Origin of the sequence: Paenibacillus sp., assembly GCF_048976745.1 — a bacterium.
Taxonomy (GTDB): Bacteria; Bacillota; Bacilli; order Paenibacillales; family Paenibacillaceae; genus Paenibacillus.
This window is the reverse complement of sequence record NZ_JBHGUU010000009.1, coordinates 109,571-136,564: the sequence shown is the minus strand read 5'-3', so window position 1 is coordinate 136,564 and position 26,994 is coordinate 109,571. Positions and strand designations below refer to the sequence as shown.

Sequence of the window (26,994 nt, the reverse complement as noted above, 5' to 3'; positions counted from 1 at the left end):
TACAGTGCGTTCGGTTGAATTCAATATGACATCAATGGTAAAATTCAACAATCGGTTCCTTTTTGAACCGAAGAAGAAAGGTGGTTTATCACTTGCATACATTGACCAAACACAAGTCCAAAACATGGGCTGCCCTCATTTTTAGCGGCATGCTCCTCTTCACCATGAATACAACAGGTTACGCTGCTGCCTCAACCGAATCCATGCCCAAACCGGCGTGGACGTCTTCTTCCCTGATGTTATCTGAGGCCAATACGGAAAAAGATGTCCTGATCAAGGCAATCCATGCCGTACCATCCAAAAATCTTGTATATGTACATGCCTCCCAGCCCGTAACAAAAACCAGCAGCAAAACAACACTGGACTGGCAACTGGACTCTCTCCAAGCATTCGATGCCACAACTGGACAATTGAAGTGGAATACGATATTCCATGAGAAAAGCGGTCCTTATACCACCTACTCCGATTCGGTATATGCCAGCAACGGTACAGCTTATGTGTATATGGAATATTCGGACAAAACCAAAAAATTGTACTCATTCAATACATCCGGCAAGACCAACTGGGTCAAAACGGTGAATTCACCTGCAAGCATATCCCTATTGGATAACGATACGCTGATGGTTGCTTCAAGTCAGGGCGTGCAATCAAATGGTTCCGTTCGCTCAGCCATCTCGTTATATGACAAAAAGGGCAAATTGATTACCGAAAAGACCATTAACGGCAACGTGCTCAAGGCTGATCATGGTCGAATTGTAGTGGATGCCAGCAAACAAACCAAGGTAGGCAACTTCTGGCAGCAAGCTGCGAATCCCAAAGTGGAGATCTACGATCGTACGTTGAATCGCCTGTCCTTCTACCAATTCCCTGCCAATGCAAATACACTCGGAGATGGCGGCGGTGAATCACTGGCCATTCTGGACGATGGTTCCATTATTATGCGTGCCAATTTCGAAAACACCGGTAACCGACTGATGGGATTTGGCGTCGATGGCAAGCTTGCATGGGGACGTGCCATTGCGGGTGATGCCTACATCCAGACGGCTGGCAACGGTTATACGGTCCTTACAGGGCAAAAGCTGGAATTGTACACGATGAAAGGTAAAGTGACCGAGCGTACGTTCAAGGACACACAGCCTGCATTGATGCATATCGACCAGACACAGGATGGTCAGTACCAGCTTGATTTTGCCAAAACAGGATACATTCTTGATCCGAAGACGCTGGAAAACGTGCATATTTATACGATCAGTCCCTCAGTTCCTTCATTAGAAGGTGTCTCTACCTATGTAGATGATGTCATCTATTCCCTGAACGATGAGACATTGTCCAAGTATGTATTAAAGGCTTCTGCTGCAAAATAATGAACGGAGCGCTTCTGTATGACCGCCTAAACGGTTTACAGGGCGCTCTTTTATTTCAAATTCGCCTGGCTCCCCTTACTTGTCATTTCTTCTCATCCTGTTATACTAGTAACGTTCTCTTGCTTTACCCTAATCTTGATAGGCAGAAGGAGCTTAACCTTCCCATGATTATTCAGTTCATTCGATACAGATAACTTGGGGCATAGCCATAAACCTCTTTTTTTGAATTTCGTGCAGAGGTTTATTTGTTGTGCCCTTTTCTTCAGTTATCCAAATCTGAATGAATGGGGTGTTATTTCATGTCAATCCTTCGCAGAGAACGTAGCGCTGCGCTTATTAATCCATACATCCATATGTTGAACTGTCCCATCTGTCACAGCCCTATGGCAACCATTAACTCAGGGAGCATTCAATGTATGTCCAGGCATAGCTTTGATACTGCAAGACAAGGCTATATCAATTTCATGACACGTTTTTTCAAGGGCAACTATGACAAACGTTTATTTACAGCCAAAAGGAATATCTTATCGGAAACCGGTATTTATGCTCCTTTGACCGAAGTACTAAGAAGGTGGATCGCACGTTATTCCATTGACATCAGCTATCCCGTGCATATTCTGGATGCAGGTACAGGAGAGGGAACATTTTTGCAGCAGATTACGCAGCATATTCCAGCCGTTGGTTGGGGCATCGACATTGCCAAAGAAGGCATTGCCATGGCCTCCTCTGCCTACAACCAGCAAATTTGGTTTGTCGGCGATCTGGCATGCAGTCCGTTTGCAGCAGGTCAGCTGGACATCATCCTGAATATATTTTCGCCTTCCAACTATGAAGAGTTTGGACGAATTCTGAAGGATGGGGGATGGATCATCAAAGTCATCCCCCGTGAACGATATTTAATTGAACTGAGAGAGATGCTGTTCCTTAATCGACCTGATCGAGCAGACAGCCGGGAACTTACGTTGGGCCGATTTCGCAAACATCATCATCTCATCGCCAGCATTCCGCTGACCTACACGCTGCCCGTCACCGAAAACATGCTGGAGTCACTAGTTCATATGACACCACTTTCCTGGCATCGGTTGGAATCATCCCTGGTGAGCATCCAGGCTTCCTTGTCGAAGATTACCATTGACGTAGAAATACTGGTGGGAACAATCAGGTAACCGCTATGGCTGATTTCAGCCGCCATACAGCCAAAAATCCGGGGAAGTTCCAACTGGAACTTCCCCGGATTTTCATGTGATCTGATGCATTATTTCCAATTCTCGTCTATAAATTCGTCCCGTCCGGATAACGCACGGTCTTCCTTATAATGTTTCTCATTTTTCTTGTGGTAATCCTGGTGATAGTCTTCAGCCGGATAGAATACAGCTGCATCACGAATTTCCGTTACAATCGGTTGACTGAATCGTCCGCTGGCTGCAAGTTCCTGTTTGGACTGTTCAGCAAGCTCACGTTGACGTTCATGATGCACAAAGATCGCCGTACGGTACTGTGTCCCCCGATCCTGGAACTGTCCGCCGTCATCCGTCGGATCAATCTGAGGCCAGTACAGCTCCAACAGTCGTTCATAAGGGAATACATCCGGATCAAATGTAATTTCAACCACTTCGACATGACCGGTCTCCCCGGTTTTGACCTGCTCATAAGTTGGATTTTCGACGTGACCGCCAGTATAACCCGATATAATGCCATGAATGCCCGGTTGTTCTTCAAACGGTGTAACCATACACCAGAAACATCCGCCGGCAAATGTAGCTTTTTCCATTCCGTTCATCCCCTCTTATCTAAACTACCTTTTACACTTGCCACTCCGATGACAGAGCAACCTTCCGATCGCTGTTATCCCCAGATTTTTTATTTGGCTTTACAAGGGGAAATCTGGTGATAAAGGCGAAGTTTATGCTTACGAAGTAGCTTTCTTTCAGAAAGCTTTTAACTCCGCTTCTTCAGGTTATTTCTGTCCTCTACGTTCTCGTGTAAATGTTAGTTCAATTTATATAGATAGCTGATACGCTTATCTTCCTATATTCTAAAACAACAAGAGGTTGATTGAAAGCCATCGTTATGGCTCTCAATCAACCTCTTCATTGGTAATTCATTTTGGCTGACAACTTATTCAAGAAGTTATCTTATCTTGAACTGGTTACCCGCGACTACGTCCCATCGAACGGAAGATCAAGCTTACGATGGCTACAAGAACGATCGCACCAATCAATGCAGGTACAATGTGGAATCCGCCCATCTCAGGACCCATATCGCCCAAGATTACTCCACCTAACCATCCACCGATGAAACCAGCAATGATGTTACCAATAACACCACCCGGGATGTCACGACCAACGATCAAACCTGCCAACCATCCAATGATACCACCGATAATTAATGACCATAACCAACCCATATCATTCACCTCTAATTAAAGTTTTTGTTGTTGTCTGTCTACTATTAACCGCTACAGAAGCATTTAAACAATTGGCATAAAAATTTTTGCATATTACCGTTTGTCCCCATGCATCTCTCTCTGCTAGACAAGCCTTAGTCAGGTATGGAAACAGATCGCGTTACTTTCCGGCATCTCACCAGCTCAGGGCTGCGTTATGTACCTCCCGAAAGTCATTGTATGTTAGAGCAGACAAGGTTAGTATCACCAATTGAGGCAGGATTATTTATATAATTGCGTCATATTATAAGATTGATGGGTTAAGTCTGATCAATAAAAGCCTGCACGGCCCTTACCTGGCTGCGCCAGCCAAGTATGTTTATGGCTCTTGTCCAGCTCGCCACGCATCGACTGAATGACTTTTACAATGTCCGTCTGTCCATTCTGATGCCATTCCAGCGCAGCGCTCACATACAATTCACCCAGCTGTGCAAGAGAAAACGTATCGGTCAGACGAGCTGCTTCTATTGTGCCCTCTTCACCCGCGAATACGGTGAAGCCCCGTTGACGCAAATATTGCAGGCGCAGCGCCTCATCTGGCAACGGAATTTCGTAAGCCCGGTCAAACCGTCCAGCACGGTTCATTAGGCCAGGATCTATTTTCTCCGGGTAATTCGTTGTCCCGATCAGGAAAATGCCTTCTTTCGACGTAGCTCCATCCAGTGTATTCAGGAAAAAGGAACGGACTTCATCCGGCATCGAATCGATGTCCTCAATGATCAGTACCATCGGTGCCAACCGTTTGGCAGCCTCGAATACTTCACGCACCGATTCACTGTTGGTATATTCCGTGATCTGCCAATACGCAGCCGGTCCGGGGATACTTCCCGCAATGGATTTCACCAACGTGGTCTTGCCATTCCCCGGATGCCCATACAATAGAATGCCCCGTTTGTACGGGATATCATAATCTCTGTAGAAGGAACGATCAGCTTCAAAGAACTGATCCAGCGAGCGGAAAATATCCTGCTTGATCTGTGCCGAGAGAACAACATCCTCTCTTCCTACGGAGCGAGTAATAGATTCCACATGACGATCACTGCCATTGCGGGCATCGGTATACACCGTCACCTTTTTCATATTTTGCTGACGTTCCCGTTCCCGGACACTTCCCAGAAATTGCTTCATCTCTTCATCACCAACGGCAAAGACAAAGTCTTCACTGTATATCCCGTTCTCTCGGAAAAATGGAACTCGCACAAGTGCTACGCCCCATTTGGGATAGGCAAATACGTTGTTGCGGATGGAGTAATGCACACCATAAGTGGGCACATCGCCATCATCGTCGTAATGTAGCGTCTGAAGCTCCAAATCCTCGAATATGCGGGCTACCAATTCCACTTCAGCACTGCCATTCTGCAAGTCTTCCCGGAGTAATTCCCAGTATTCATTGTTCGGGTCAGAACTGGCATACAGCTTGTATTCAATGCCATAGCGTTGATGGAGTGCCTCACTGATTCCACGGATCAGTCTTGAATAGATAGCGTACCCTTCCACTCGAATTCGGGTATCATGTTGTTCGTCATAGGTATAGATCGCCTGGGTTGGATCTGTTTGTTTTTGGTTTACTGTCATTATTTCGCTCCCTTTACCGCTGCAAGCGGTTTGCATTTGGCTACAACTTGAGCCAGGCCTGCGCCGGTAACACTGTCTATAATTTCATCTACATTTTTATAAGCCTGAGGTGATTCATCAATAATGGATTCAAGTGAGCGTTGGTTAACCACGATCTCATCTTCCGTACCTACACCCAGTGCCGAAGCAAAATCCTCTACGGAAACCAATCGTTTCGTTGCCGTCCGTGAACGAATGCGACCCGCACCATGACATATTGAATGATAATTATCTGCCCCCTGTGGCTGACCTACCATGAGATATGAAGCCGTTCCCATGGACCCCGGAATAAGCGCCGGATGGCCTGTTGCCAGATAAGGCTTGGGATTGTCCGGGTGACCTGCCGGCAACGCACGTGTCGCCCCTTTACGATGTACAAAAACGGAACCTTGATCTGCGTGAGATTCCTCCCATGCATAGTTGTGCATCAAATCGTATAACGTACGGAATTCACATTTGGAACCAAACACATCCCGGAATGCTTCGCGAATAGCATACGCAATCAGATGCCGATTGACAACCGCATAATTTAATGCAGAATACATCATGTTCACATAATGACGACCTTCCGCATGCTCCAGGGGAGCAAATACCAGTCTGGGATCGGATGTTCCCAGGTTAAGCCGCTGCATGACTTTGGCGATCGCTGACGAACTCGTTTGACTTACATAACCGCCCCATGCACGAGAGCCGGAATGAATCATGACCACCACCTGTCCATCATACAATCCCCAAGCTTCAGCAATTTCACGATTCTCTTCAGCGATCTCAATCGCCTGGATCTCGGCAAAATGATTCCCGCCACCCAGTGTTCCCAGCTGTCGGTGCGAACGATGCCACGTCATATCAGGAACGTGGTTTAACACATCCTCATCGTAACTGAACTTGCTGCTTTCCACATGCGTCATCGAGGTTGATTTTTTCGGTGTATAGCTGTCCGGTATATACTTTTTGGGTAGACCATGCAACCCTTTACGAACAATATGCTCCAGTCTTATATCCGAGTAATGACCGCGCTGGTTCGCCTCCATCGGCAATACTTTCTCGATGGCTTTGACGAGTTTGCGGCGAAGCTTGATATCCTTCAATTCGTCTTTGTGCAAGTTCGTCATATGCACTCGCATGCCACAGCCTATGTCACTTCCCACGATGGAGGGCGATACGTATCCGCTCTGCGCATCCCACACGGCTGTCGTTCCAATGCATGTACCTACACCGACGTGTACGTCTGGTGTGTAACTCATATAAGAGATTCCAGGAATCTGCAGATTATTGTTCGCCATCTCGAATACCTTGTAATCGAGCGAGGAAAAGAGTTGTTGTGCTGCATATACGGTCAGGTTCCCTGCAGGCAATTTCACTTCATGGCGGTAGCCACCTGTGATTTCATTTTGATTGGTAAATAAATTAAATTCTGTATTCATAAAAGTGTATTATTCCTTCCTGTACGTTCAGCAAATTCGGTTTGCTGATTCATCTGTAAAATAAATTAAAAAAAGCCATAGGCTAATCGCCCATGACTTCTACTGAATGACAATAATGGAGAACAGAACAGCATAAACATGCTGTGTGTCTATCATCCATCGCTATAATATAAGCGAAGAACGCATATCGATTATAATACCGCTAAACGATATGCCTACCTCCTATGTCGACCGTATGAGGCCAATGTGACGATGAGCCTGATATGAAGTTGTATCTACCGTGCGCCCTGTTTGATTCAGATCATAACCAAGCATCATGTCTCTCGGCCTCCCTTCGTTCATGTTAGTCTTATATTAAAGCGACTGAAATTAATGTGTCAACCCTTTTCTTGGAAATTGGGCCATGTTGCATATTGCATATGTAAACAAAAACAGGAGATTGTCCTAGGACAATCCCCTGTTTCCCCAATAATAATGATGTTGTTAGCGTAACATGATTATTACAGTCCTGCTTGTTTTTCCAACTCTTCAACCGGATTTTCGTCTTCTTTTTCAGGAACTTTGGAAGACAGGAACCAACCACATACCGCAATGGTGATCAGTACAATATAGAATCCGAATTTCCAAATTTTATTTTCCGGGAAATGCTCATCCAGAACACCCAATGAAGGGTGTGCGAGTGTAATAACTGCCAGCTTAACCCCTACCCAACCTACGATCACAAAAGCCGCAACTTCAAGCCCTGGACGGGAATGAAGCAATTTTACAAAGTACGAGGCTGCAAAACGCATGATCACAAGCCCGATGAATCCACCGAGGAAGATAACGATAAACTGTCCACCGTCAAGCCCCCCAATTGCAGGCAATCCACTTGGTGGCAACGCCACGGCCAAAGCAACAGCTGCCAGAATGGAATCAACTGCAAATGCGATATCCGCTACTTCGACCTTGAAAACGGTCATCCAGAAACCGGATTGTTTTTTCGGTTTCTTGGGCGTTGAATCAGCTGCTTCATCTGTCTTATTGCGACTACCGAGTATCTTTTTAACGATGTGGTTAATCGAAATGTACAGGAGATACAGGGCACCGATCGCTTGTACTTGCCATACATCGACGAGGAAAGAGATCAGGAACAACGAACCTAAACGGAAAACAAATGCACCCATTAGACCATAGAACAACGCTTTTTTGCGCTTATCTTCAGGTAAGTGTTTAACCATGATTGCGAGTACCAATGCATTATCAGCTGCAAGTAATCCTTCAAGAACGACTAAGACAGCCAGCACCCACCCATATTCCAATAATAATGAAACTTCCAACATTGACTCCTCCTTAATATCCTTATGATGTACAAAAAAAAGGACCTTTACCATCACTGGTAAGGTCCTTTTTTATCCACAAAAAGAGACCTTTACCGAGCATGAAAACTTGGTAAAGGTCTCGCTAACAACAAAATTGCTGCCAATAAAGCCGGGGATATGATCCCGAATTGACGACTTTACTGTAAAAGCTACTCCCCTTTAACAGGAATATGTAGTTTTAGTTGAAACAGGTTGTTTAACCTATACCCATAATATTTCATAACGTTAAATAAAGTCAAGCTTTATTTAGTTGACGGTACAGCTTACGAAATACGACAACATCGTAGATCATATTGCCCAGTGGAATAAAAGAAACGAAGAACAGAGCAATTGGACGGCGCAGACGCCACTTCTGTGAGGTGTACATACTCACCATAAATAACAAATACATTAAAAATAAAAAACCATACAAATTTCCAAACCATGTAACAGCCTGCGGCATAACCCCGGCATCTCTCAACGGAAAAGCAACAAACAGCAACAACACGTACGAAATTCCCTGCAACCACAACATCAGCCGGAAGCGCCCCAGCGTAGAATGTAACATTATTTTCCTCCTGCTTCTATACATGTAACGAATTCAATTGTTCCCGTACAGTATATCACAAAAGCTGAATATTTCCGCTTTATGCATTACATCAGAATATTCCTACACGCTCATATGGGTGGTTCACCTACCTTTTGGCAGGAGCCAAATGTCTCCGTTCCTCATAAGATATATGACGAAGATTGTTACAGATGTCGGACAAGGAGGAGCCTGTTAATGAAAATCGTTATGATTGCACCCGAGAAATTACCTTTGCCAGGCAACGGTTCCGTGGAAATCTGTATACTGGGAATCGCCCGCGAACTTGCAGACCGCCATCAGGTGACCATCATAAGTCGTCATATGAAAGGTCTCGCCAACACAGAACAGATCGACGGTATCACCATTCAACGTGTCCCTGCTTCGAGTCCTGTCGGGTATACCAAAGCAGTCATCCGTTTGTTGTCCAAACAACCCTATGATGTCATTCAAGTGGATAACAGGCCACGAAGTATGGCGACCATCAAACGAGCTTTTCCACGCACCCCCGTTGTACTCTATCTTCACTCGTTAACGTTTGCTCAGCCCGGACCTTCCAGACTCACAATGATGAAAAAAGCGGATTGGATTGCCGTCAACAGTCAATCTCTGAGACAAAGGCTAGGCCGCAGATTTCCCTTGGTAAAACGCCGAATGAGTGTAGTACCATTGGGTGCAGATTTAAGCCGTTTCAGGCCTGTTGAATCCAGCGAGGAACAGATTCATCTGCGTACACAATTTGGAATAACTAAACCATTTTCTATCCTGTATGTCGGCAGGCTTATCCCCGGAAAAGGTGTAGACGTATTAGTTCGTGCAACTGCCATCCTTCAGCGACAGATGCCTGTTCAACTGGTTGTTGCTGGCAAAGGACCTCCGTATTATATGCGTAAACTTCGCGAGCTTGCCCATGAACAAAAAATCCATGTTTCCTTCCGTGGTCAGATAAACCATGAGCATATCGATCAGTTGTATCGGGCAGTCGATTGTCTGGTCTGTCCATCTCAAGAACATGAAGCTTTTGGCCTGGTTAATGTTGAGGCGATGGCTTCAGGATTGCCCGTCATTGCTTCTGATAACGGAGGCATTCGTGAGATTATTGAATCAGGTATCAATGGATACCTTGTCACCAATTATAATCGTCCCCAAAGTTTTGCCTCTTGCCTGTACAAACTTGCAAGCAATCCCACTTTTGCCAAGATATTAGGGAAGGCCGGCCGAGACAGCGCGAGGGCACATTTCAGTTGGGCCAGAACAGCCATGCATCTGGAAGCCACCTATACCAGGCTCATCCGCAAATGAGCCTTCTCCTGTTATAATGATCATTTTGCCAAAATAAAAACTATATAAGATGATCAAGCTTTTTCACGAAATTGCCATCCCGTAATCAAAGAATCCATTTGAGGAACAGGAATATGACTCATCTCAATCAACTCCATAATAACCATATCTCTCATCATGAATCGTACTTTGGCACACGTTAGTTGATGAAATACATCGTAGAATGCCGTCCCGGTCCAACATCCATGAGGTACGACAAGTGGATCATTAACGATATAACCTACGGCTCCAATCGGTGGAATAACAACCTTAATCGCCTGATGATCCAAGCGATTATCCGGATCTTTGACGAGATACACGGTATCCCCCACATGTAAAGCTTGCACGCCATGGAAATGGTCCATCCCATACATAGCTGCGAATAATTTGGTACTCATATCACCTGCTCCTTTTCGGGTATTTCTCCATAATTAAAATTTATTTTAGCAATGGTACATCCGTTTCATAATGTTTCAACCACTCCACAAGTTGCCTGCGTATCTCTCTACGAAACTCAAGAGGTTCAAGTACCTCTGCCTCAGGCCCAAACTGATACAACCATTTCAAAAATTCTCTGCTGCTATTCAGTGTCACTTCAAATAACAATCCCCCATCCGACATATTTGTCATTCGCGGGCGAACAAACATTTCTTCTTCTTTTATGTAGGGGGCCACTTTCTCAGAGAATCTCACCTTGAAATGGATATGTTCATCGCCACGGTCAATAGACCATGTGTTTTTCATGTACTGTGTTATGTTGAAATCACCCATGTCGAAACCGGCATTTGTTCGCATCACATCCAAAAAACGGCTAATTCGAAACAATCGAACTTTTTGCAGCAAATGACAGTATCCAATCAAATAAAAACGTTGATCACGTGGAATGAGATAATAGGGATCGATATCGCGAACTGTGATCTCATTTCTTGTCAGCGTATGATATTGAGTACGAATGGTTTGCTGGCTTAGAATAGCTTCGATGATGGGAATTAGCAAATTAGGGTCTTTTCCTTCCTCACGATAAGCTGGCGTGCCCATCCGAATAATTCCCGCAATATTCTCTACAATGTCACTGTTTCTTGATTTTAATTTGGCATGAGCCGACATAACCTTGTCAAAAGCTGAATCAAACTCAGCAGGTAACTTGGAAGTATCAACTACGGACGGGAGCAAGGAGAAAACCATTGCTTCCTGTTCAGTAAAATCTAATGGATACATCGCAAACTCACCAATAAATCGGTAACCTTTGCCGTATCCTTCATTCATAATCGGGGCGACCCTATCCAAAATCCGGAGATCACGATAAATCGTGCGTACAGTCGTACCGCATTTCAGCGCCAATTCCTTGGCCGAAATTCCAGGATTTGCTTGTATAGCCTGAAGTATACGCAGCAGACGAATTAATTTCTCTGTCATGTAGTTTCTCCCCTTCGATATTTTATCGGCAAGGAAAACTAGTTCCTTTAGTACAGAACTAAATCTTTAGTCCCAATATTATTTTCGCAATTTCACCATTTTTGTATAGTCCAATTGCACTCTTACCCCCTTTTAATATACATTCTCTTACTTGCTTGCGTAAAACATTAACCAAAAATCCCTTAAACCTAAGCCTGAAAGCCTATACAATTTTCTAAAAATAATACAAAAAAAGCCCTGATCTCTACAAAGAGACAAGGCTTTTCTCAGAATTACTGGTTATGCAACTGTAATAATTGATTCATCACATTCGCCATATGCTCACAGAGTTCAGCAATATCCCCCATCTGATCCTCATTCACACTGCGGTCAAAATAAACGTGAGCCGTGACGTTATATGTAACTGGCTGTTCATCAAAGATATACCGGATGTTCTGGCACATCCTCTGCTCAGGCCAGCTCTCCTGTAACATCCGACGAATGGCCGGGCACTGCTTCTCAGGTTCCTTCACAACCATGCCAAAACGTAGTTCCAAACGGCAACCCGGATGCGCCCCAGGCGTCTCCAGTATCTCCGCTGCAAGCTCCTCAAGGGAACTGCTTAATACGACCTCTCCTGTTACTTCCGGGCGATTCCTGAGACAGAATTGTAATGTGAACTCTCTGGACATCACAGCCATCTCCAGCTGATCTTTACGCCCTGTAATCTGAATACGTTCATCCAGGTTATCCATATCATAGAGATGATTCTCAAATCCGACTTTCAGATTGTCATACACCGTTGGATCAAACATTGAATTAAACCTACTTTCTTACCCTTTAAGATGTATTGTAGTACATTCTCATTCTCCATGCGAATAACACAATCTCTCTTGTCCTGAAAATATAAAAAGCCCAGTCACTAGGACTGGGCTTCGGCTAAGCATGGGATCTGCTGAGATCCCTAAGCTTGGTTTATTCTTCTGTAGCTTTTTCTTCAGCTGCTGGTTCAGCATCCTCAGCAGAAGCCGTTGGCTCTTCCTCAGCCGCTTGTGGCGGCATGACGGACGCGATAATCGAATCAGGTGAAGTTACGAGTGTCAAACCCTTATCCAGTTTGATATCCGCAGCAGTCAAGCGATCACCAATATCCAATCCGCTAACATCAACTTCAATTGACGTTGGCAGATCCGCAGGCAATCCTTCTACTTCCAACTGTGTCTCCTGTGTCTGGAATACACCGCCAGCTTTCGAACCGGCTGCTGTACCCTGGAAGTCGATCGATACACTTACGCTGATTGGTTTGTTCTTGGAAATTTGCAAAAAGTCGACATGCAGCAAACGTCCGTTACGCTCTTGCTGATCCTTGATCAGTACCGGAACCGTTTTACCACCCTCAACATTCAGGTTGAACATTTCAGAGCGGCCTGTGCGTGCCACTTTCAGCATTTCTTTTTCATCTACATGTATTGAAGCACCTTCAAGTCCCGGGCCGTAAACGACTGCAGGAACTCGTCCGCCTTGTCTTAACAGGCGAAGTGCTGCACCTTTCTTTTCCGTTCTTGGCGTTGCTGTAAGTTGAGCCATTTTTCCGTTGGATTTCATGATTGAACATCCTCCTTCAAGGGATCACTACATTATATTTGTTGGAAAGCGCTAAAGCTTCGCTTATAGACCATCATGGTCTTTTTCCTTTGGCCGAATCGTGGGCCATATCTATATTTACCCCAATGATAGAGGATCTCAAACACGAAACAGGACAATTCTTTATTTTTTGCTAAGCTATGCTTCGTATAATCAGACCAAAAAAGCAGTCGGAATCTCTTCCGACTGCTGGTTTATCAAGGTTTTGACGAACTACTTTCGATGTTGTAAATTAAGAAACTATGCGCTATCACGATCCTCCGTTTTTTCGCTTTCGCGAATGATCTGCATCTCGTCTGATCCGCTACGGACAATAATGTGCACGTCCTCATCTTCAGGTACAATGTCCACGTAACGATCTCCGCACGTATCTTTAGCTTCCCATTCGTTCAATCGAATGATCAATCCCAGGTGATGCAGACCCGGAGCAACGCGGAAGCGGGCTTCGGCGGCATTGCCAACTTGTTCCAGCCTTACTGCTCCGTCCTCCATACCTGTGCCCCATACCCAGACATCCCAACCTTCATAATGCTGGTCTTCCCGTTCGTATCGAAGCGTGACGGTTCGCGAAATCTGTTTATGAATCGTCACGGCAAGAGTTGCCCGGATTCCTCCAGCTTCAGCAATAATATGGGTTACTCCAGGTGTCATCGCACGTACGATCCCTGCTGCACTCACCGCTGCAAGTTCTGGATGAGAAGAGCTCCAGCGTATATTCGAATCCTGAAGCGGCTGACCAAATTGATCCAGAACCAAGGCACGGAAGCGACTGATTCGAGTCATGTACATGACTGGTTCGCCCACAATTTCGATTCGTTCCGCATGACGATAATCCACTTGTAACATACAGCTTGCTGTTATGTCCCCACAGTGGACTGTGATCGAAGCTTCCCCTTGTTCCAGTGCATGGATTGTTCCATCAGGCTGGATCTGAATAATATCCGGATCAGAAGAAGTCCAGGTAACTGGAGCTTTTTCTACCACATTGCCAATGCTGTCCCGTACGATCGCTCGCAGTTGAGTGGTCTCCTTCGGACTATACACCTGGCGAGGAAAACTAATCTCCACTGTTAACGGCTCAGCACCTCCATCATGCTCTGTATCATACAGTACCATTAAGGACCATCGTTCTACCTGAACAGTGCCACGAACAGTCTCGATGAGGTCTGTACCAGCCTGATGATCATTAACTACGACATGCCAGTCCCCTTCCCCCAGGTCCACATGCTGCTCATGTTCCGAGCCGTTATAGATGACCATAATCTGATTCCAGGTGTCCTGATTCGCACCACCCTGAAACATAAAGGCAGCTACATTGCCATCCGCACGAATGACACGAAGGTGATTTCGTACCTGTTCAGCATCAATCATACGAAAAGCGGGATGTGTTCGCCGTAAATGAATAAGACCACGATAGTAGTCGAACACCGGTCTAAACCGTGATTTGTTGGCCCATGTGATAGCGTTCACCGCATCCCCGCTCCGATAACTGTTATGATCACCGGCTTTGGATCTGAGCATCTCATCCCCTGCATGCAGAAACGGAATTCCCTGAGAAGTAAGCAGAATGCCGGAAGACAGTAACGAGCGACGAACCATCTCATGATCCAAAACATCATCTGCATCCACATACCGATAAGGATCTGCTGCTGTTACAGCGGACTCAGCACTCCCGCCACCCACGGGCTGTCCGTCCTTCCATACGGGAAATCCTAATTGATGTCTAAGGTTCATTGTTGTTGCAATTTTATCCCACAGATTAAGATTGTCATGGGCAGTTACATAATTGACAACTTCCACAGGTGAAGATGTGAAATCATCCAGTGCTCCGGCTAATCCTCTGAGAATCTCATATTCCTGTCCTCCGGCACCCGTGACAAACCCTCTGCCGCTACCGTCACTATCCCCTTTGATTGCGCTGCGAAAGTGATCATTAAATACAGCAAATCCCTGACCTCGCTGGGTTCCTTTTAACGTTTTGCGGTCCAAAGGTGAATCTCCACCTGTCCAGGGTTCTCCATAGATCAGGAATGCCGGATCGATCTGCTCCCGCAATTCACGTGTCAATTCATTCATCGTATCCGTATCAATCAAGGCCATAAGGTCAAATCGAAATCCGTCCACATGATATTCTTCTGCCCAATATCGGAGAGAATCCAGAATATATTTTCGCACCATTGGACGTTCTGTCGCCAATTCATTGCCTACACCAGAACCATCACTAAGGGTACCATCCTCCCGATAACGGTAATAATAGCCTGGTACAATCCGTTCAAAAGGTCCCTCTTCCACGCTATACGTATGGTTATAAACAACATCAAGTACAACCCGAATGCCTTGTCTGTGCAGCGATTGTACGAGTGATTTGAATTCCCGAATTCGAACTGCCGGATCACGAGGGTCGGTAGCGTAGGAACCTTCAGGAACATTATAATGCTGCGGATCATATCCCCAGTTGTATGGTGCTCTGACATTGGAACCAACATCCGTCGTAGCGAGTTCATTCACCGTCTGATAATCCGCCACAGGCAGAAGATGTACATGAGTGACTCCCAGTTCAGCAAGATGGTCTACCCCAATGCTATTGCCTGCTCTATCCGTCAGACCGGATGCCGTAAATGCCAGATATTTTCCCTTATACGGAATATCTGCATGTGGGTCTGAGGAGAAATCACGGACATGCAACTCATATAACACGGCATCAACAGGACGCAAAAAAGCAGGTTTGACATCCAATTCCCAATCGACCGGATTGGTGGTCTCAGGATCGATAATAGCTGTTCGTTGCCCATTAGCTGTTACCGCTCTGGCGTAAGGATCAACAACCACTTCAATCCGCTGATCATCATGGATAATGCGGTACATGTAATAATGTCCTGCCCAATTGCCTGTAAGTTCCAACGTCCATATTCCGTCTGCATCCCGTGTCATGGAATGTTCCCGTCCACCCTCATGCTCCGGAACCTTACCCTCCTCGTTGTAATGCCCTTCATCCTCAAAAACCAATATATAAACCTGTTGTGCCGTAGGTGCCCACAATTTAAAAGTACTTGCATCACGAGTATATGTTAAGCCAAGATCGTTGCCTTCGTATCGAAAAGAAGTCCATTCCGGCATCGTTCCCACCGCCTTTATATCCATTGTTTTCGTGTTGTCCCGATGTTACGGAGCAGGACGTGATTTGTCAACCCGGGGTTGTCTGTACATCATATCGGTTCCATTTGCGTATTCAATTAGCAATCGCTTTCAAAATATAGGATATGAAAACAAGTGCCATAGATTGACAGCATTTGTACCTGTCCCGACAAAAAAAGTTTGAACTATACAAGAATATAAGGCAGGATGTCATTGGGTTGAGACTAAAAATACTCAACTGATGCACAACATAAAAAAGGTGGACACATGACGAAGTATAGTCCTGTGACCAAGCCAATGGTGCCTGACGTATCAACAAATCCCCCTTTCTTACGGGAAAGGGGGATTTGTTTTATCTCAATTTATTTGATTAGATTTGATTCGATATCTTGAACGTGTCCTTGTTAGCGATTTTACTAATGGCCTGTTGGCAGCCTTCAATGCTTGGCAAACATGCTGTTTATCGGGAATCGGAATACATCACCGTTATGGATAGCGCATTCACATGTACCTGTCCGCCCTGTATGGTACGTATCGTATCCACGCCTGCTTGTCCTTTTTCTACAATCACATTCCATGTCCCTGTGGGAACAGAGATGTCACGGTTTTCTTTTGACGCGTTATAGATGACAACAATGCGTTTCCATGAATCGCTGGCTGCTGTACCATTCAGTTCATACGCCAATAACCCATTACCTTTTTCGATTAGACGAACATGCTTCTCGATCTCTTCCCGTGTACGAAACCGAAATACGGGATGCTCCCGCCGAAGAAGGATTAACCCACGATAATAGTCAAACACCGGCTTGAACAGCTGCTTTTGCTCCCAATGTATGGCATTAACTGCGTCCCCACTCTGGTGGCTGTTGGCATCTCCATATTTGCTGCGAAGCAGCTCATCTCCAGACGCGATCAGGGGAACACCCTGGGAGGTTAGAACAATACCATTGGCAAGCAGACAACGCCTAACCGTCTCATTCTCCAGCACGTGTTCCGAATCAATTTGCAAGTAAGGCTTTGCCTTCTCTACAGCCTCTTCCACACTTTCGCAACCGCGAATACTTCCATCCTTGTCATAGGTGAGAAAATTCAAGGTATCATGTAGTCCTTGTGTGCGTGCGACTTTATCCCACAGGTTGAGATTGTCATGCACCGTTACATAGTTAATCGTCTCGGATGGACCATCCGTAAAATCCTGAATGGCTCCCCGGACGCCAGTCCACAATTCGTCTTCTTTCCCGTCCGCGCCCGTCGCAAATCCCGTGCCCATGCCATCACTGTCTCCCTTGATCACACCGCGGAAATTATCGTTAAACACAGCAAAACCCGCACCGCGCTGCGTTCCTTTTAGGGTCATCTCATCCCCAAGCGGCGAATCCAGTGCGCCCCATGGTTCACCATATAACAATATGGAAGGGGACACATCGGTGTGCAATTCCGCTGCAAGCTGTTTCATCGTAGTTGTGTCGATCAGGCCCATCAGATCAAAGCGAAAACCGTCCACATGGTACTCTTCTGCCCAGTAACGGACTGAGTCGATAATAAACTTGCGAACCATGGCACGTTCAGTAGCCACCTCATTGCCTGTACCTGAACCATTGCTATAGGTCCCATCAGCATTTTGTCGATAGTAGTACCCGGGTACTAATTTTTCAAAAGAGCTGCCTTCCGTATCAAACGTATGATTATATACCACATCCATAATGACACCTATTCCCTTGTTATGAAGGGCAAGCACCATTGATTTGAACTCACGGATTCGTGTCTCCGGATCATCCGCACGTGATGCATAGGAACCTTCCGGGACATTATAATGAAGCGGATCATATCCCCAGTTATAGTTGGAGCCATCCGTCGTATCCCCATCTACTCTGGATTCGTCCACCGTCGCAAAATCAAATACAGGAAGCAGATGCACATGGGTGATCCCGAGTTCAACCAAATGATCAATCCCTAGTGTGTTGCCCTCCGAATCATGCAGACCCGTCTCGGTAAAAGCCATGTATTTGCCTTTATTCGTTATACCCGATGAGGGGTGAATGGAAAAATCGCGTACATGCAGTTCGTACAGGACTGCATCTACAGGACTGGTCAATTCCGGGCGAATATCCTCACTCCATCCCTTCGGATGTGTCTGCTCCAGTCTGACAATTACACCCATTTCTCCATTCATGGTCACTGCTCGTGCGTAAGGATCTACAGCAGGGATTGAATGTCCATCTTCGAAAGTAGGCTTGTACATGTAACGGTAGTTACTTAAATCGCCCTCCAGTTCCAGAACCCAGACACCTTGTGCTTTCTTTTGCATAGGTAACGCCTGCTGTTTCCGTTGATTGGGCTCTTCCTCCGGTGTCCCCCCTGTCAAAGGCGGGTACAGAAGTAGTTCCATCTGAACGGCTAACGGTGACCAGACTTTGAAGCGACAGGCTTGTGCTTCTAATGTGACACCCAGATCTCTTCCTTTGTATGTATCTTCTGAAATCAATATTTCCTGCTTATCCTCTTCAATCATATGTGTGGTTCCCCTCTCGTTGAAAAAATTAATGAATATGGATGGAACGAGTGCTCCTTACCCTTTATACCCGTTCTGCTGCCCAACCATAATCCAAATTTCACAAAAGAAGACAAACGTCATGTAGATTCACATTACGCCTGCCTTCTTTATGGGTAAAACGATATCTCTCTAATGTGGTACCTGGGATTGGAAGTCATTACGGCTGGATTGATCGGCATGGTACAAAACCACGTCCCCATCTTGCATCGACCAGCTTCCCCCCTGACCATCTACCGGTTTGTTATCAAAACCTTCCATTTGCCATTGATTCATCAACGGTGCATGAATATACTGCAGGTGCGGTGCATTCGTATTGCCGCTGCGCAAAGTTTCGATATTGAAGTTAACTACAATGTAACCGTCCCTCAGAAATACCGTTGCCTTCTCATCCAACTGATTTTGTCTGGCGAGCAGTTCCAGATTGGTTCCTTTGGGAACAGCATATACGTCCGCTGGCAAGCTATATTCGCCATACCAGCGCTGAATCGCTGCATTTGCCCGATCCACATTAACACCAGATGGAATATCTGTTTTGGGGCCAATGAGCGTGCGTATCTGTGAAGGAAGAATCATCCAGTCATAACGACCTACCCACGTTTTAAGATGAGAGGTCTGATCCACGAAACGAACCATATATTCCGCCATTGTACCCTGATTGCGTTCCTCCTCCGACAGTTCATACGTATACTGGTAGCGCGCTGTATCACCTAACTCCGTACCGGGTACATTCCGCAACCGTGAGTTCAGGACAACAAAGCGTTTTTCCAAATCTTGTGCCGATCCGATACGAATGAGTCGTTCCTGTACTCGATGGTAGTATAAATCCACTTCTTGCCGGGTAGTGCCATCTTTACTCACAAAAGAAAACGTCGGTGTAATTCGAATACCATCCTGTTTCCCAAACATATTGCCCTTGGTCTTCAAATCAAACTTGAGGTGGTACCCCGTCTTCACTGCTACATTTCGGAAACCTTGTACCGGATGACTGCCGGGACGAATAGGCAGGACATAGGGAGCCACATTACCTCGGGGATCTCCGTCGATACTGTTTCCTCCGGTCCAGTAGCTCACACCCGTTGGTTCCGGGCTGCCTATCCGCTTGCGGAAAACATTCTCCCAGTTGTAATCTGAAATATCCGTGATGTGAAAATCATACAATCGTCCGATAACCTCGACTGCAACGGTATCTGCTGCGACGTGATGGGTCAGATTTGTGTTGGCATCCTGTTGTTCTGTGAAACTAGCTGGTGCATTTTCGGCGATATTACGAAACTCAATCTGGTAATTCCCCTCATCTACCCATACGGGAAGATAAAAAGAGGTGTCCAACTGATTTACCGGAATATCTATCCATGTCAGGGCCGGGATAAACTGGCTTCTGGCGCCGTTATAAACATCGAATGGGAAACGAACCTGTTTGATACGGAAATATTTTGCATAATCACGGTTTCCATAGCCCGGGTAACTCGCAGCCTCCAGGTGCTGCCCTGAAGTTGGGATTCGTACAATGAATGGACGCTCTAAGATAAGTGCAGCTCTGGTCGGATCAGGCGTAGTCTTCTGATTATGGGGCTGATCATCTGACACCCATGCATAGTTCACAACTGGAGTATGTACTGTCACCGAGTTGATGCCCAGAATGGGGAACTTCTGATCCTGCCCTCCGTTAACATTACCAGGGAGCAGTACATATGCAATCTCACCCGTGGTAGGCTGGTTAGCTTTGTTCATCAATGTGTTCTTGATCGTCAGACGGTTCTGGTACAGAACATCATCTCCAATCATGCCAGGCTGGGGGATCGTTCCCGGTTGCGGAGCTGATTTATCCACTGGGGCAGGATCCATAATTGTCGCTCCATTAAAAGTTACCTTATCGTTATTAACGGTGTTCTCTCTAACCATCGCTTCAGCTTCAGATTGGAACAATGACGTTTCATCTGGCGTAGACGGTTCAGTCGAACCACCCGGAACCCCTCTGATGCCAAGATCAATTTCTTGACATGGCGCAGGTTTCACATGATTGGTAACCGCAGTATCCATAGCTGATTGCAAAGTTGGTGGTGTATATGCATTTGGCATCAGGGTCACGGTTCCACCATAACCACCTAGCGCATAGTTAGATACCTTGGCCTCATTTAACTTGTATACCTCCAGGTTATCGATCTGCCAATAGCTATATGTCCTTGTTACTTGCATGGTTTTATCCCCAGGGACGTCAAGTTCTCTGGGCTCAGGAGGTGTTCCTGGATCCCCCTCACCAGTAGATGCCCTTCCCGGAATCGTCCAGGTTTTATGATAAACCCTTTTCACATTTACGTTGTAGGTCACCGTTCCTGTCATGTTTACCCAACGGTGCTGAAACAGATATTCCTTGGCCAAGACATTGGCGTAGAGATCTTCCGAAGTTGGAATACCACGGGTAACATCGAACTTCTCAGATCCCCGATCATCCGCCTTCAACACACCTCGAACAGATGGGTCCATAACCGATGCTTCGATAACCGTGCCTCTACTAGGTGGGCTGATGGTCACTGAGCAAGCGTTCACAGGATCGCCCCCCGGATCACCATCATTCCCCCCTTCTCCATTATCCGTACAGTCCTTTACCTCAAGGACCTGAGTCCCTTGTTCATCCAGTTGCTGAGCTGAATCAAGAAAATGGGCTTTTATGGTAGTGCTACCCACGATCCCTTTTGTCGTGATTTTGCCATCAGCACCAATCGTGGCTATAGTCTGATTCGAGCTCTGCCACGTCAATTTGGGATGAGCCGTCAGTTTATGAACAGTGCGATCCGGTTTGGTTAGAACAGCTTCTGCCTGTAGAGGTGTTGTATTGGCTTTACAAGCATTCGGCAGATTCACAACAAGTCCTGGCTCAGACGTGACTGTTATGGTGGCGGTATCCGAGATCAGATATGTACCATTGTTCCAGATCGCACGCACTGTGACCGTGCCTGGACTTTCGGCCGTTAACATCCCTGTTTTTAACTCTATACTCGCAATCGTCTCATCAGAAGAAAACCATTTGATCTCCGACTCCCTGCGGGATACGTCGATGCCAGTGTTAAAATCTGTTTCGCCGTAGTGCCTCGTACTTACATTGGCTTTCATTTGCTTTGTCTGACCGATTGTTAAAGTTGAATCTGGTGTTACATCGATTTCTTTCTCTTCAACCAGATCGCCTTCCCAAATAATGTCCATTGGTGTATGGTAGGCAACTATTTGCTTGAGACAACCTTGATTTGTTCTACCACCATTATCATAATCATTCCACTCAGTTACTTGATGGGAGCCTCCTGTTTTGGTAATGATTTTTACTACTGTACTACCTTCTCTTATAATCGTAGTACCAACCCCAGTATAGAATAACTGCGTATTGCTTGTTTGATAATCTACGCTCTTAATACGAATGTTTTCTACCATTCGCTGTGTAACTCTTTGGGATTGGAATTCTGGCCATTGTACAGCTGGCCATATGGAAAAATCAACTTCGTTAGGTATGTCCCTCTCAGCTGGGTATGGTTTAGAACATGTATTAGCATTAAGGTTCTCTGAGAGAGTTGGTCCAGAAGTATGGTCTGCCCTAAAATTACCATTATCAAGTTGATACCAGTAAACACCTGGATTAGCTATCCTTTTTTCAGACTGTACCGTATTAGATACTTTTTGCTTTTTAGGTCCATACGGATCTGAACTTGCAGCTTCTATTGAGGATGTTAAATTTAAACCTAATATAGTAATAAGAAAAATTGAGATAAAAATTAAGGATTTCTTCTCAATATGTGAATACAAAAATTTTCCACCACCATTAATTTTGACTTACATATTTTGAATTTTTAGTATATTTTCACTTTTTTGATTAAAGGAATATGCTCCATTTTCACCATCTAAAACGGAAGTAACCCAAAACCTCTTCTCCACATCTTTTTTTATCAAATCCCTTGAACTTTCTGGAATAGTAATTAAGCCATTCTTGGATGCTTGCTTAAGGTCCAATCGATTAAACTGTAAAAAACCGTTGTATAAGCCTCCATTAAATGTGATTAAGTTGGATTTATCAATTTTGGATGTAAAAGATATATCTGCGAAAGCCATGTAATTACCTTTGAAAAGATGTGTCTCTGGACCAATAAATAATGGTGCATAGACGCTTTTTTCTTTTCCCTGAGTAACATCTACGACAATATATCTATGAAGTGTAACTACCCCAGAATTATTTGATAAATTAATCTTCTCTTTAGATATATCACTTACTTTGACAGAGTTCTTAGTATAAAAATAATTACTAATCGTCGTTAAATTCGTACCTGTCGTGCCGACCTCTCTCATCTCATTCAGGTCACTATACTTCCCGGCATCCGTGCCCTCCACATCCATATAACGCAGCAAAATGGCCGATACTTCTGCACGTGTGGTGGAATCCGCAGGTTTTAATGTGCCATCCTGGAATCCACCGACAATGCCTGTCCCACGAACAAGGGCAAGATACGGAATCTGCTCGGCACGAATAGTGCCGCGGTTCACTTCCGGTGTAGGAAGTAACGTATTTGTCGTATCGTTAAAAGCATCCTGGAAGCTGGCTCCGGACTTGATCAGTCCATTTGCAATCCATTTCATCATCTCGTAACGCGTTAGTTCCACATTCGGATTGAACCCTTTGGCGTAATCGCCAGCATTAATGAATCCTTGTCCGACAAGCTGGCTAACCGCCGCTTCAGACCAATGTCCCTTGAGATCAGCAAAGGAATTCTGCCCTTCTACCTTCTCCAGTCCAGTCGCTCGGGCGAGAATTGTCGCATATTCCCCACGTGTGATTTTGCCATTGGGACGAAACGTTCCGTCTTGATAACCAGAGATCAGATTTTTTTCATAAGCTTTGGCAATTGTCGCTTGAGCCCAGTGACCCTTGATATCTTTGAACTTGCTAAGAGCAGTATCACTTGTTCCCGATGCAGCATTCGCTGTTGACGTCAAATGTACGGAGCCAATCGGTAATAGTGTTGCTGCCAATACAGCTGTCGTTACCAACCCGACGATCCAAACATTCCGTTTTTTCTTCTTCTCGTGACTTTCAATTCGTTTCTTCAATCTACTCACGCTCCTATGTACCTTAGTATGGGGATGCTTTACTTGGTCAACCTAGTCACTTCTCTTCATAACCAAAACCTAAATTTGCCATAATAATCAATATTCTACCATGTTGTACTAGGCTATTGGTATTATTTTTCTTCTATCCCCATCACTTCAAGGCGTGCAACGCTCCTTCCATAGACCCACTTCATTCGCTTAAAACACAAAAAAAGGCCATGAATCCGCAGATTCATAGCCTTATGCTTTAAGGGTGTGGTCTTTCGTATGATATTGGAAAAATAAACTCACTCATAGAATAAACCATATCATTCCATTTGATCAACCTTTTTATTTCATCCAGTTTTATTTTCCGTTCAATTCCTTATAGGATGCTTCCAATTCCGTGATCAGTTGATCACCACCGGCTTTTCTCCAGTTTACGATTTCCTGCTCCCAACCAGCATCATCTATTTTACCCATAATGTACTTGGTCTGCGCATCCCAGATCATCTGATCCAGCTCCTGACCACGCTCGGTATAGATCGCCGAAGACAAAGTAAGTGCCGAATTGGCAATGGCGTACTGCTCATTTTCACGCGCCATCTTGGTACCTTTCATACCAATGGGAACATCGACCAGTTCAGGAACGTTATAACCTTCAATACTTAACAGATTATCCCGATATGGCTTCACTTCACGCTGATAAGCGTCAAAATCTTTGAGTTCGGTTTTCCCATCCGCAGTCTTGGTGTAGTGCACATCGAGCAATCCACGAAGCTGCAACGTGCTCAATTCCTCATCCATCAACTGATCCAGGAACGTAAGGACCTTCTTCAGTTGCTCCTCATCCGTAACGGATGCCTTCGGGATGACCAGCATTCCGTAGTTTCCTGGCTCCCCGGCAATACGAATGCCGTCGGGTCCCTGGAACGGAGCCACATCAATCTCTCCATCCGGAGCATTCGGCGTAAGCCGTTGCTGAGAAGATTTTCCGTTCTGAGCAACACCGTTCAGCTTCATGCCAACGAGGCCCGAGTCCATTTTTTTGTCCGCATCAGAAGGGTCCAGGGCAGGGAAATCACTATTAATCAGCCCCTCGCTGAACAGTCGCTTGAAGAGCTTCATCGTATCCACATATTCGGTGGTCAGGAACTCCGGTGTCAGTTTCCCGGCATCGTCCACTCCCCATTTATTAACGCCACCGATACTTACAGCGATCCGCGTCAGTGGGGAGGAGACGCCCTCATTATACTTTTTGAATAACAATGCACCGTACGTATCTTCCTTACCATTCCCGTCCGGGTCATCTTTACGAATAGAGCGCATCACTTCATACCAGTCATCCAGCGTTTTGGGGATATCCAGCTTCAATGTATCGAACCAGTCCTTGCGATATACGATCGCAGTCCGTCCAATATCGCGAAAGTTCGGAATACCATAGACCTTGCCTTCAATTTTGATATTGTTAAAATAAGCCTCGGATTGGGCAGACAGGTTTTTATAATCATTCAGGTATGGCCCCAGTTCCCAGAACAATCCCGTTTTGGCGGCATTAAACGTTGTCGGTACATAATTCACACGCATAATGGTCGGCATCTCGCCTGAAGCAACCATCACGTTCACTTTATCATCAAAAGCAGACTGCGGAATCCACTGTACATTAACATCCGTATTGGTATATTCCTCAATCTTTTGTTCAATCCCGTTCTCCTTGCCCGGTATATCACCTACCTGCATTAAAGAGATGGAAATGGGAAGTTTACCTTCCCCTGCAGCAGGTGCTTTTTCCCCCCCGCAACCTGCAAGCAATCCAGCGGACATTGCACCAATTACAACGATTCCGCCTAAACGGGACATTGGACCTTTTGGACTCATGAACCATCTCTCCTTTTGGATAGCCAAATTGTTCAGCAAACTTGCCTCATTTCACTCAAACCAATCATGTATGCGCTATCATAAGTGATCTGAAGAAAAGAACCAGCATTACGCCAGTTCAATCTCCACCCCTGCCAAAATGAACGGAGCGACCGATTTCGGATCATTGATGCGAATGGACTCGGTCACATAATACTCGTAGGACCCGTCACGGTATGGGCTTCCTCCAAGACCTGCTCCGCCATTACACTGCGTCAAGGACAGCACACCTTCGCGGTCCGTTTGAAGCAAATGCTGCAGCAGACCCTGATACCCTTTTTCCGCAACCGCTTTGAACTTGCCACTCAGATATCCTTTACGTACACCTTTGGCCAATGCATAAACAAACATCGAGGTCCCGGAGGCCTCCAGATAGTTCCGCTCACGTCCCGGCTGATCCAGCAAATGTGGCCATAGTCCGGTCTGTTGATCCTGCACATGCACAAGTGCGTTTGCCACCCGTTCGAAGATGCCCACAATCTGCCCTCGCTGCGGATGATCTATTGGCAGGTGATCCAATGTATCCACAACCGCCATCACATACCAGCCCATCGCCCGGCTCCAGACATGTGGAGAACAGCCCGTTTCCCCCGAACTCCAGCGCTGCTCTTTGCTCTCATCCCAGGCATGGTATAGCAGACCACTACGCGGATCACGTGTACGTTGCTCCACCAGCAAGAGCTGCAATGCAGCCTTGTCGAACCACTTCTCTTCACCCGTCACCGCGCCATACTGGGTCAGATACGGAGTGGCCATGTACAATCCATCCAACCACATCTGGAAAGGGTAAATCTTTTTGTGCCAGAATCCGCCTTCACTCGTATGTGGCTGTCCCTTGAGCTGAGTCATAAGCACATCCGCAGCTTTGCGATACTTCTCTTCTCCCGTTTTCTCAAGCAGCAGGAACAGTGATTTCCCCTGATTGATCTGATCCAGGTTATATTCCTCGATCGTATAAGAGCGAATCGAACCATCTTCCTGAACAAAATGATCCATCAGCTCACGGATGTAATCAAAATACTTTTGCTCCCCCGTGTGCGTATACAGCTCCTCCAGTGCTTTCAGCAGGCAGCCATTCTCATAATGCCAAGTGGAGTACAGCTCATGGTTGCGATAACTTTCCATGAATTGCTGTGCCATGCGCACCGATGTCAATTGCAGTGTTTCCTTCATGATCAAGCCTCCGCT

Annotated in this window: 19 protein-coding genes; 3 read left to right on the top strand and 16 right to left on the bottom strand. The window is 45.7% G+C overall.

Annotated elements, in window-relative coordinates; translation table 11 throughout:
• Positions 1 to 92: 92 nt before the first annotated feature.
• Together ACE3K2_RS16220 and ACE3K2_RS16215 are read left to right on the top strand one after the other, a co-directional pair.
• Entirely contained in the window at positions 93 to 1,364 is a 1,272-nt protein-coding gene (locus ACE3K2_RS16220; protein ID WP_421892145.1) for a hypothetical protein, read from the top strand.
• Between the two features lie 284 nt (positions 1,365 to 1,648).
• Entirely contained in the window at positions 1,649 to 2,530 is an 882-nt protein-coding gene (locus tag ACE3K2_RS16215) for a putative RNA methyltransferase (protein ID WP_421892142.1), read from the top strand.
• A gap of 89 nt (positions 2,531 to 2,619) precedes the next feature.
• On the opposite strand, the gene msrA is transcribed toward ACE3K2_RS16215, so the two are convergent.
• The 6 genes from msrA to ACE3K2_RS16185 form a co-directional block, all read right to left on the bottom strand.
• Positions 2,620 to 3,135 carry a peptide-methionine (S)-S-oxide reductase MsrA gene (gene msrA / locus ACE3K2_RS16210; RefSeq protein WP_421892139.1) on the bottom strand — a complete coding sequence of 172 codons (516 nt, stop codon included), beginning with the start codon at positions 3,133 to 3,135 and terminating at the stop codon, positions 2,620 to 2,622.
• Between the two features lie 378 nt (positions 3,136 to 3,513).
• The gene (locus ACE3K2_RS16205; RefSeq protein ID WP_062835823.1) at positions 3,514 to 3,771 is read right to left on the bottom strand and encodes a GlsB/YeaQ/YmgE family stress response membrane protein; all 258 of its coding nucleotides are present in this window, start codon (positions 3,769 to 3,771) and stop codon (positions 3,514 to 3,516) included.
• 309 nt (positions 3,772 to 4,080) lie between these two features.
• Positions 4,081 to 5,385, bottom strand: coding sequence for an ATP-binding protein (locus tag ACE3K2_RS16200; protein WP_421892136.1), 1,305 nt, complete (start codon positions 5,383 to 5,385; stop codon positions 4,081 to 4,083).
• The gene (locus ACE3K2_RS16195; protein ID WP_421892133.1) at positions 5,385 to 6,848 is read right to left on the bottom strand and encodes an RtcB family protein; all 1,464 of its coding nucleotides are present in this window, start codon (positions 6,846 to 6,848) and stop codon (positions 5,385 to 5,387) included. Before ACE3K2_RS16195 ends, ACE3K2_RS16200 begins: the two co-directional genes overlap by 1 nt.
• A gap of 500 nt (positions 6,849 to 7,348) precedes the next feature.
• Positions 7,349 to 8,167 (bottom strand): TerC family protein, encoded by an 819-nt coding sequence (locus ACE3K2_RS16190; RefSeq protein WP_421892958.1) that lies wholly within the window; start codon positions 8,165 to 8,167, stop codon positions 7,349 to 7,351.
• A 277-nt stretch (positions 8,168 to 8,444) separates the two neighbouring features.
• A complete protein-coding gene (locus ACE3K2_RS16185) occupies positions 8,445 to 8,756 on the bottom strand; it encodes a DUF3817 domain-containing protein (protein ID WP_339297757.1) in 312 nt (103 codons plus the stop codon).
• Positions 8,757 to 8,972: 216 nt separating this feature from the next.
• Between ACE3K2_RS16185 and ACE3K2_RS16180 the strand changes: the two genes are divergently transcribed.
• Complete coding sequence (locus tag ACE3K2_RS16180; protein WP_421892130.1) at positions 8,973 to 10,076, top strand: glycosyltransferase family 4 protein; 1,104 nt, start codon at positions 8,973 to 8,975, stop codon at positions 10,074 to 10,076.
• A gap of 53 nt (positions 10,077 to 10,129) precedes the next feature.
• On the opposite strand, the gene ACE3K2_RS16175 is transcribed toward ACE3K2_RS16180, so the two are convergent.
• The 10 genes from ACE3K2_RS16175 to ACE3K2_RS16130 all read right to left on the bottom strand — a co-directional run bounded on the left by ACE3K2_RS16175 (position 10,130) and on the right by ACE3K2_RS16130 (position 26,979).
• Complete coding sequence (locus tag ACE3K2_RS16175; protein WP_421892127.1) at positions 10,130 to 10,492, bottom strand: HIRAN domain-containing protein; 363 nt, start codon at positions 10,490 to 10,492, stop codon at positions 10,130 to 10,132.
• 40 nt (positions 10,493 to 10,532) lie between these two features.
• Positions 10,533 to 11,510 carry a helix-turn-helix transcriptional regulator gene (locus ACE3K2_RS16170; protein ID WP_421892124.1) on the bottom strand — a complete coding sequence of 326 codons (978 nt, stop codon included), beginning with the start codon at positions 11,508 to 11,510 and terminating at the stop codon, positions 10,533 to 10,535.
• A 272-nt stretch (positions 11,511 to 11,782) separates the two neighbouring features.
• A complete protein-coding gene (locus tag ACE3K2_RS16165; protein WP_421892121.1) occupies positions 11,783 to 12,304 on the bottom strand; it encodes a hypothetical protein in 522 nt (173 codons plus the stop codon).
• A gap of 160 nt (positions 12,305 to 12,464) precedes the next feature.
• On the bottom strand, positions 12,465 to 13,094 hold the full coding sequence (locus ACE3K2_RS16160) for a 50S ribosomal protein L25 (protein ID WP_017686870.1): 630 nt from the start codon (positions 13,092 to 13,094) through the stop codon (positions 12,465 to 12,467).
• Positions 13,095 to 13,373: 279 nt separating this feature from the next.
• Positions 13,374 to 16,250 (bottom strand): type I pullulanase, encoded by a 2,877-nt coding sequence (gene pulA / locus ACE3K2_RS16155; RefSeq protein ID WP_421892118.1) that lies wholly within the window; start codon positions 16,248 to 16,250, stop codon positions 13,374 to 13,376.
• A 478-nt stretch (positions 16,251 to 16,728) separates the two neighbouring features.
• Entirely contained in the window at positions 16,729 to 18,780 is a 2,052-nt protein-coding gene (gene pulA, locus ACE3K2_RS16150; protein WP_421892115.1) for a type I pullulanase, read from the bottom strand.
• A 171-nt stretch (positions 18,781 to 18,951) separates the two neighbouring features.
• Positions 18,952 to 22,245: a DUF5704 domain-containing protein gene (locus ACE3K2_RS16145; protein ID WP_421892112.1), complete on the bottom strand. Its 3,294-nt coding sequence runs from the start codon at positions 22,243 to 22,245 to the stop codon at positions 18,952 to 18,954.
• 396 nt (positions 22,246 to 22,641) lie between these two features.
• Positions 22,642 to 23,910 (bottom strand): S-layer homology domain-containing protein, encoded by a 1,269-nt coding sequence (locus tag ACE3K2_RS16140; RefSeq protein WP_421892110.1) that lies wholly within the window; start codon positions 23,908 to 23,910, stop codon positions 22,642 to 22,644.
• A 345-nt stretch (positions 23,911 to 24,255) separates the two neighbouring features.
• Positions 24,256 to 25,767, bottom strand: a complete 1,512-nt coding sequence (locus ACE3K2_RS16135; protein ID WP_421892107.1) for an extracellular solute-binding protein — start codon at positions 25,765 to 25,767, stop codon at positions 24,256 to 24,258.
• A gap of 108 nt (positions 25,768 to 25,875) precedes the next feature.
• Positions 25,876 to 26,979 (bottom strand): glycoside hydrolase family 88/105 protein, encoded by a 1,104-nt coding sequence (locus ACE3K2_RS16130; RefSeq protein WP_421892104.1) that lies wholly within the window; start codon positions 26,977 to 26,979, stop codon positions 25,876 to 25,878.
• Positions 26,980 to 26,994 lie beyond the last annotated feature (15 nt).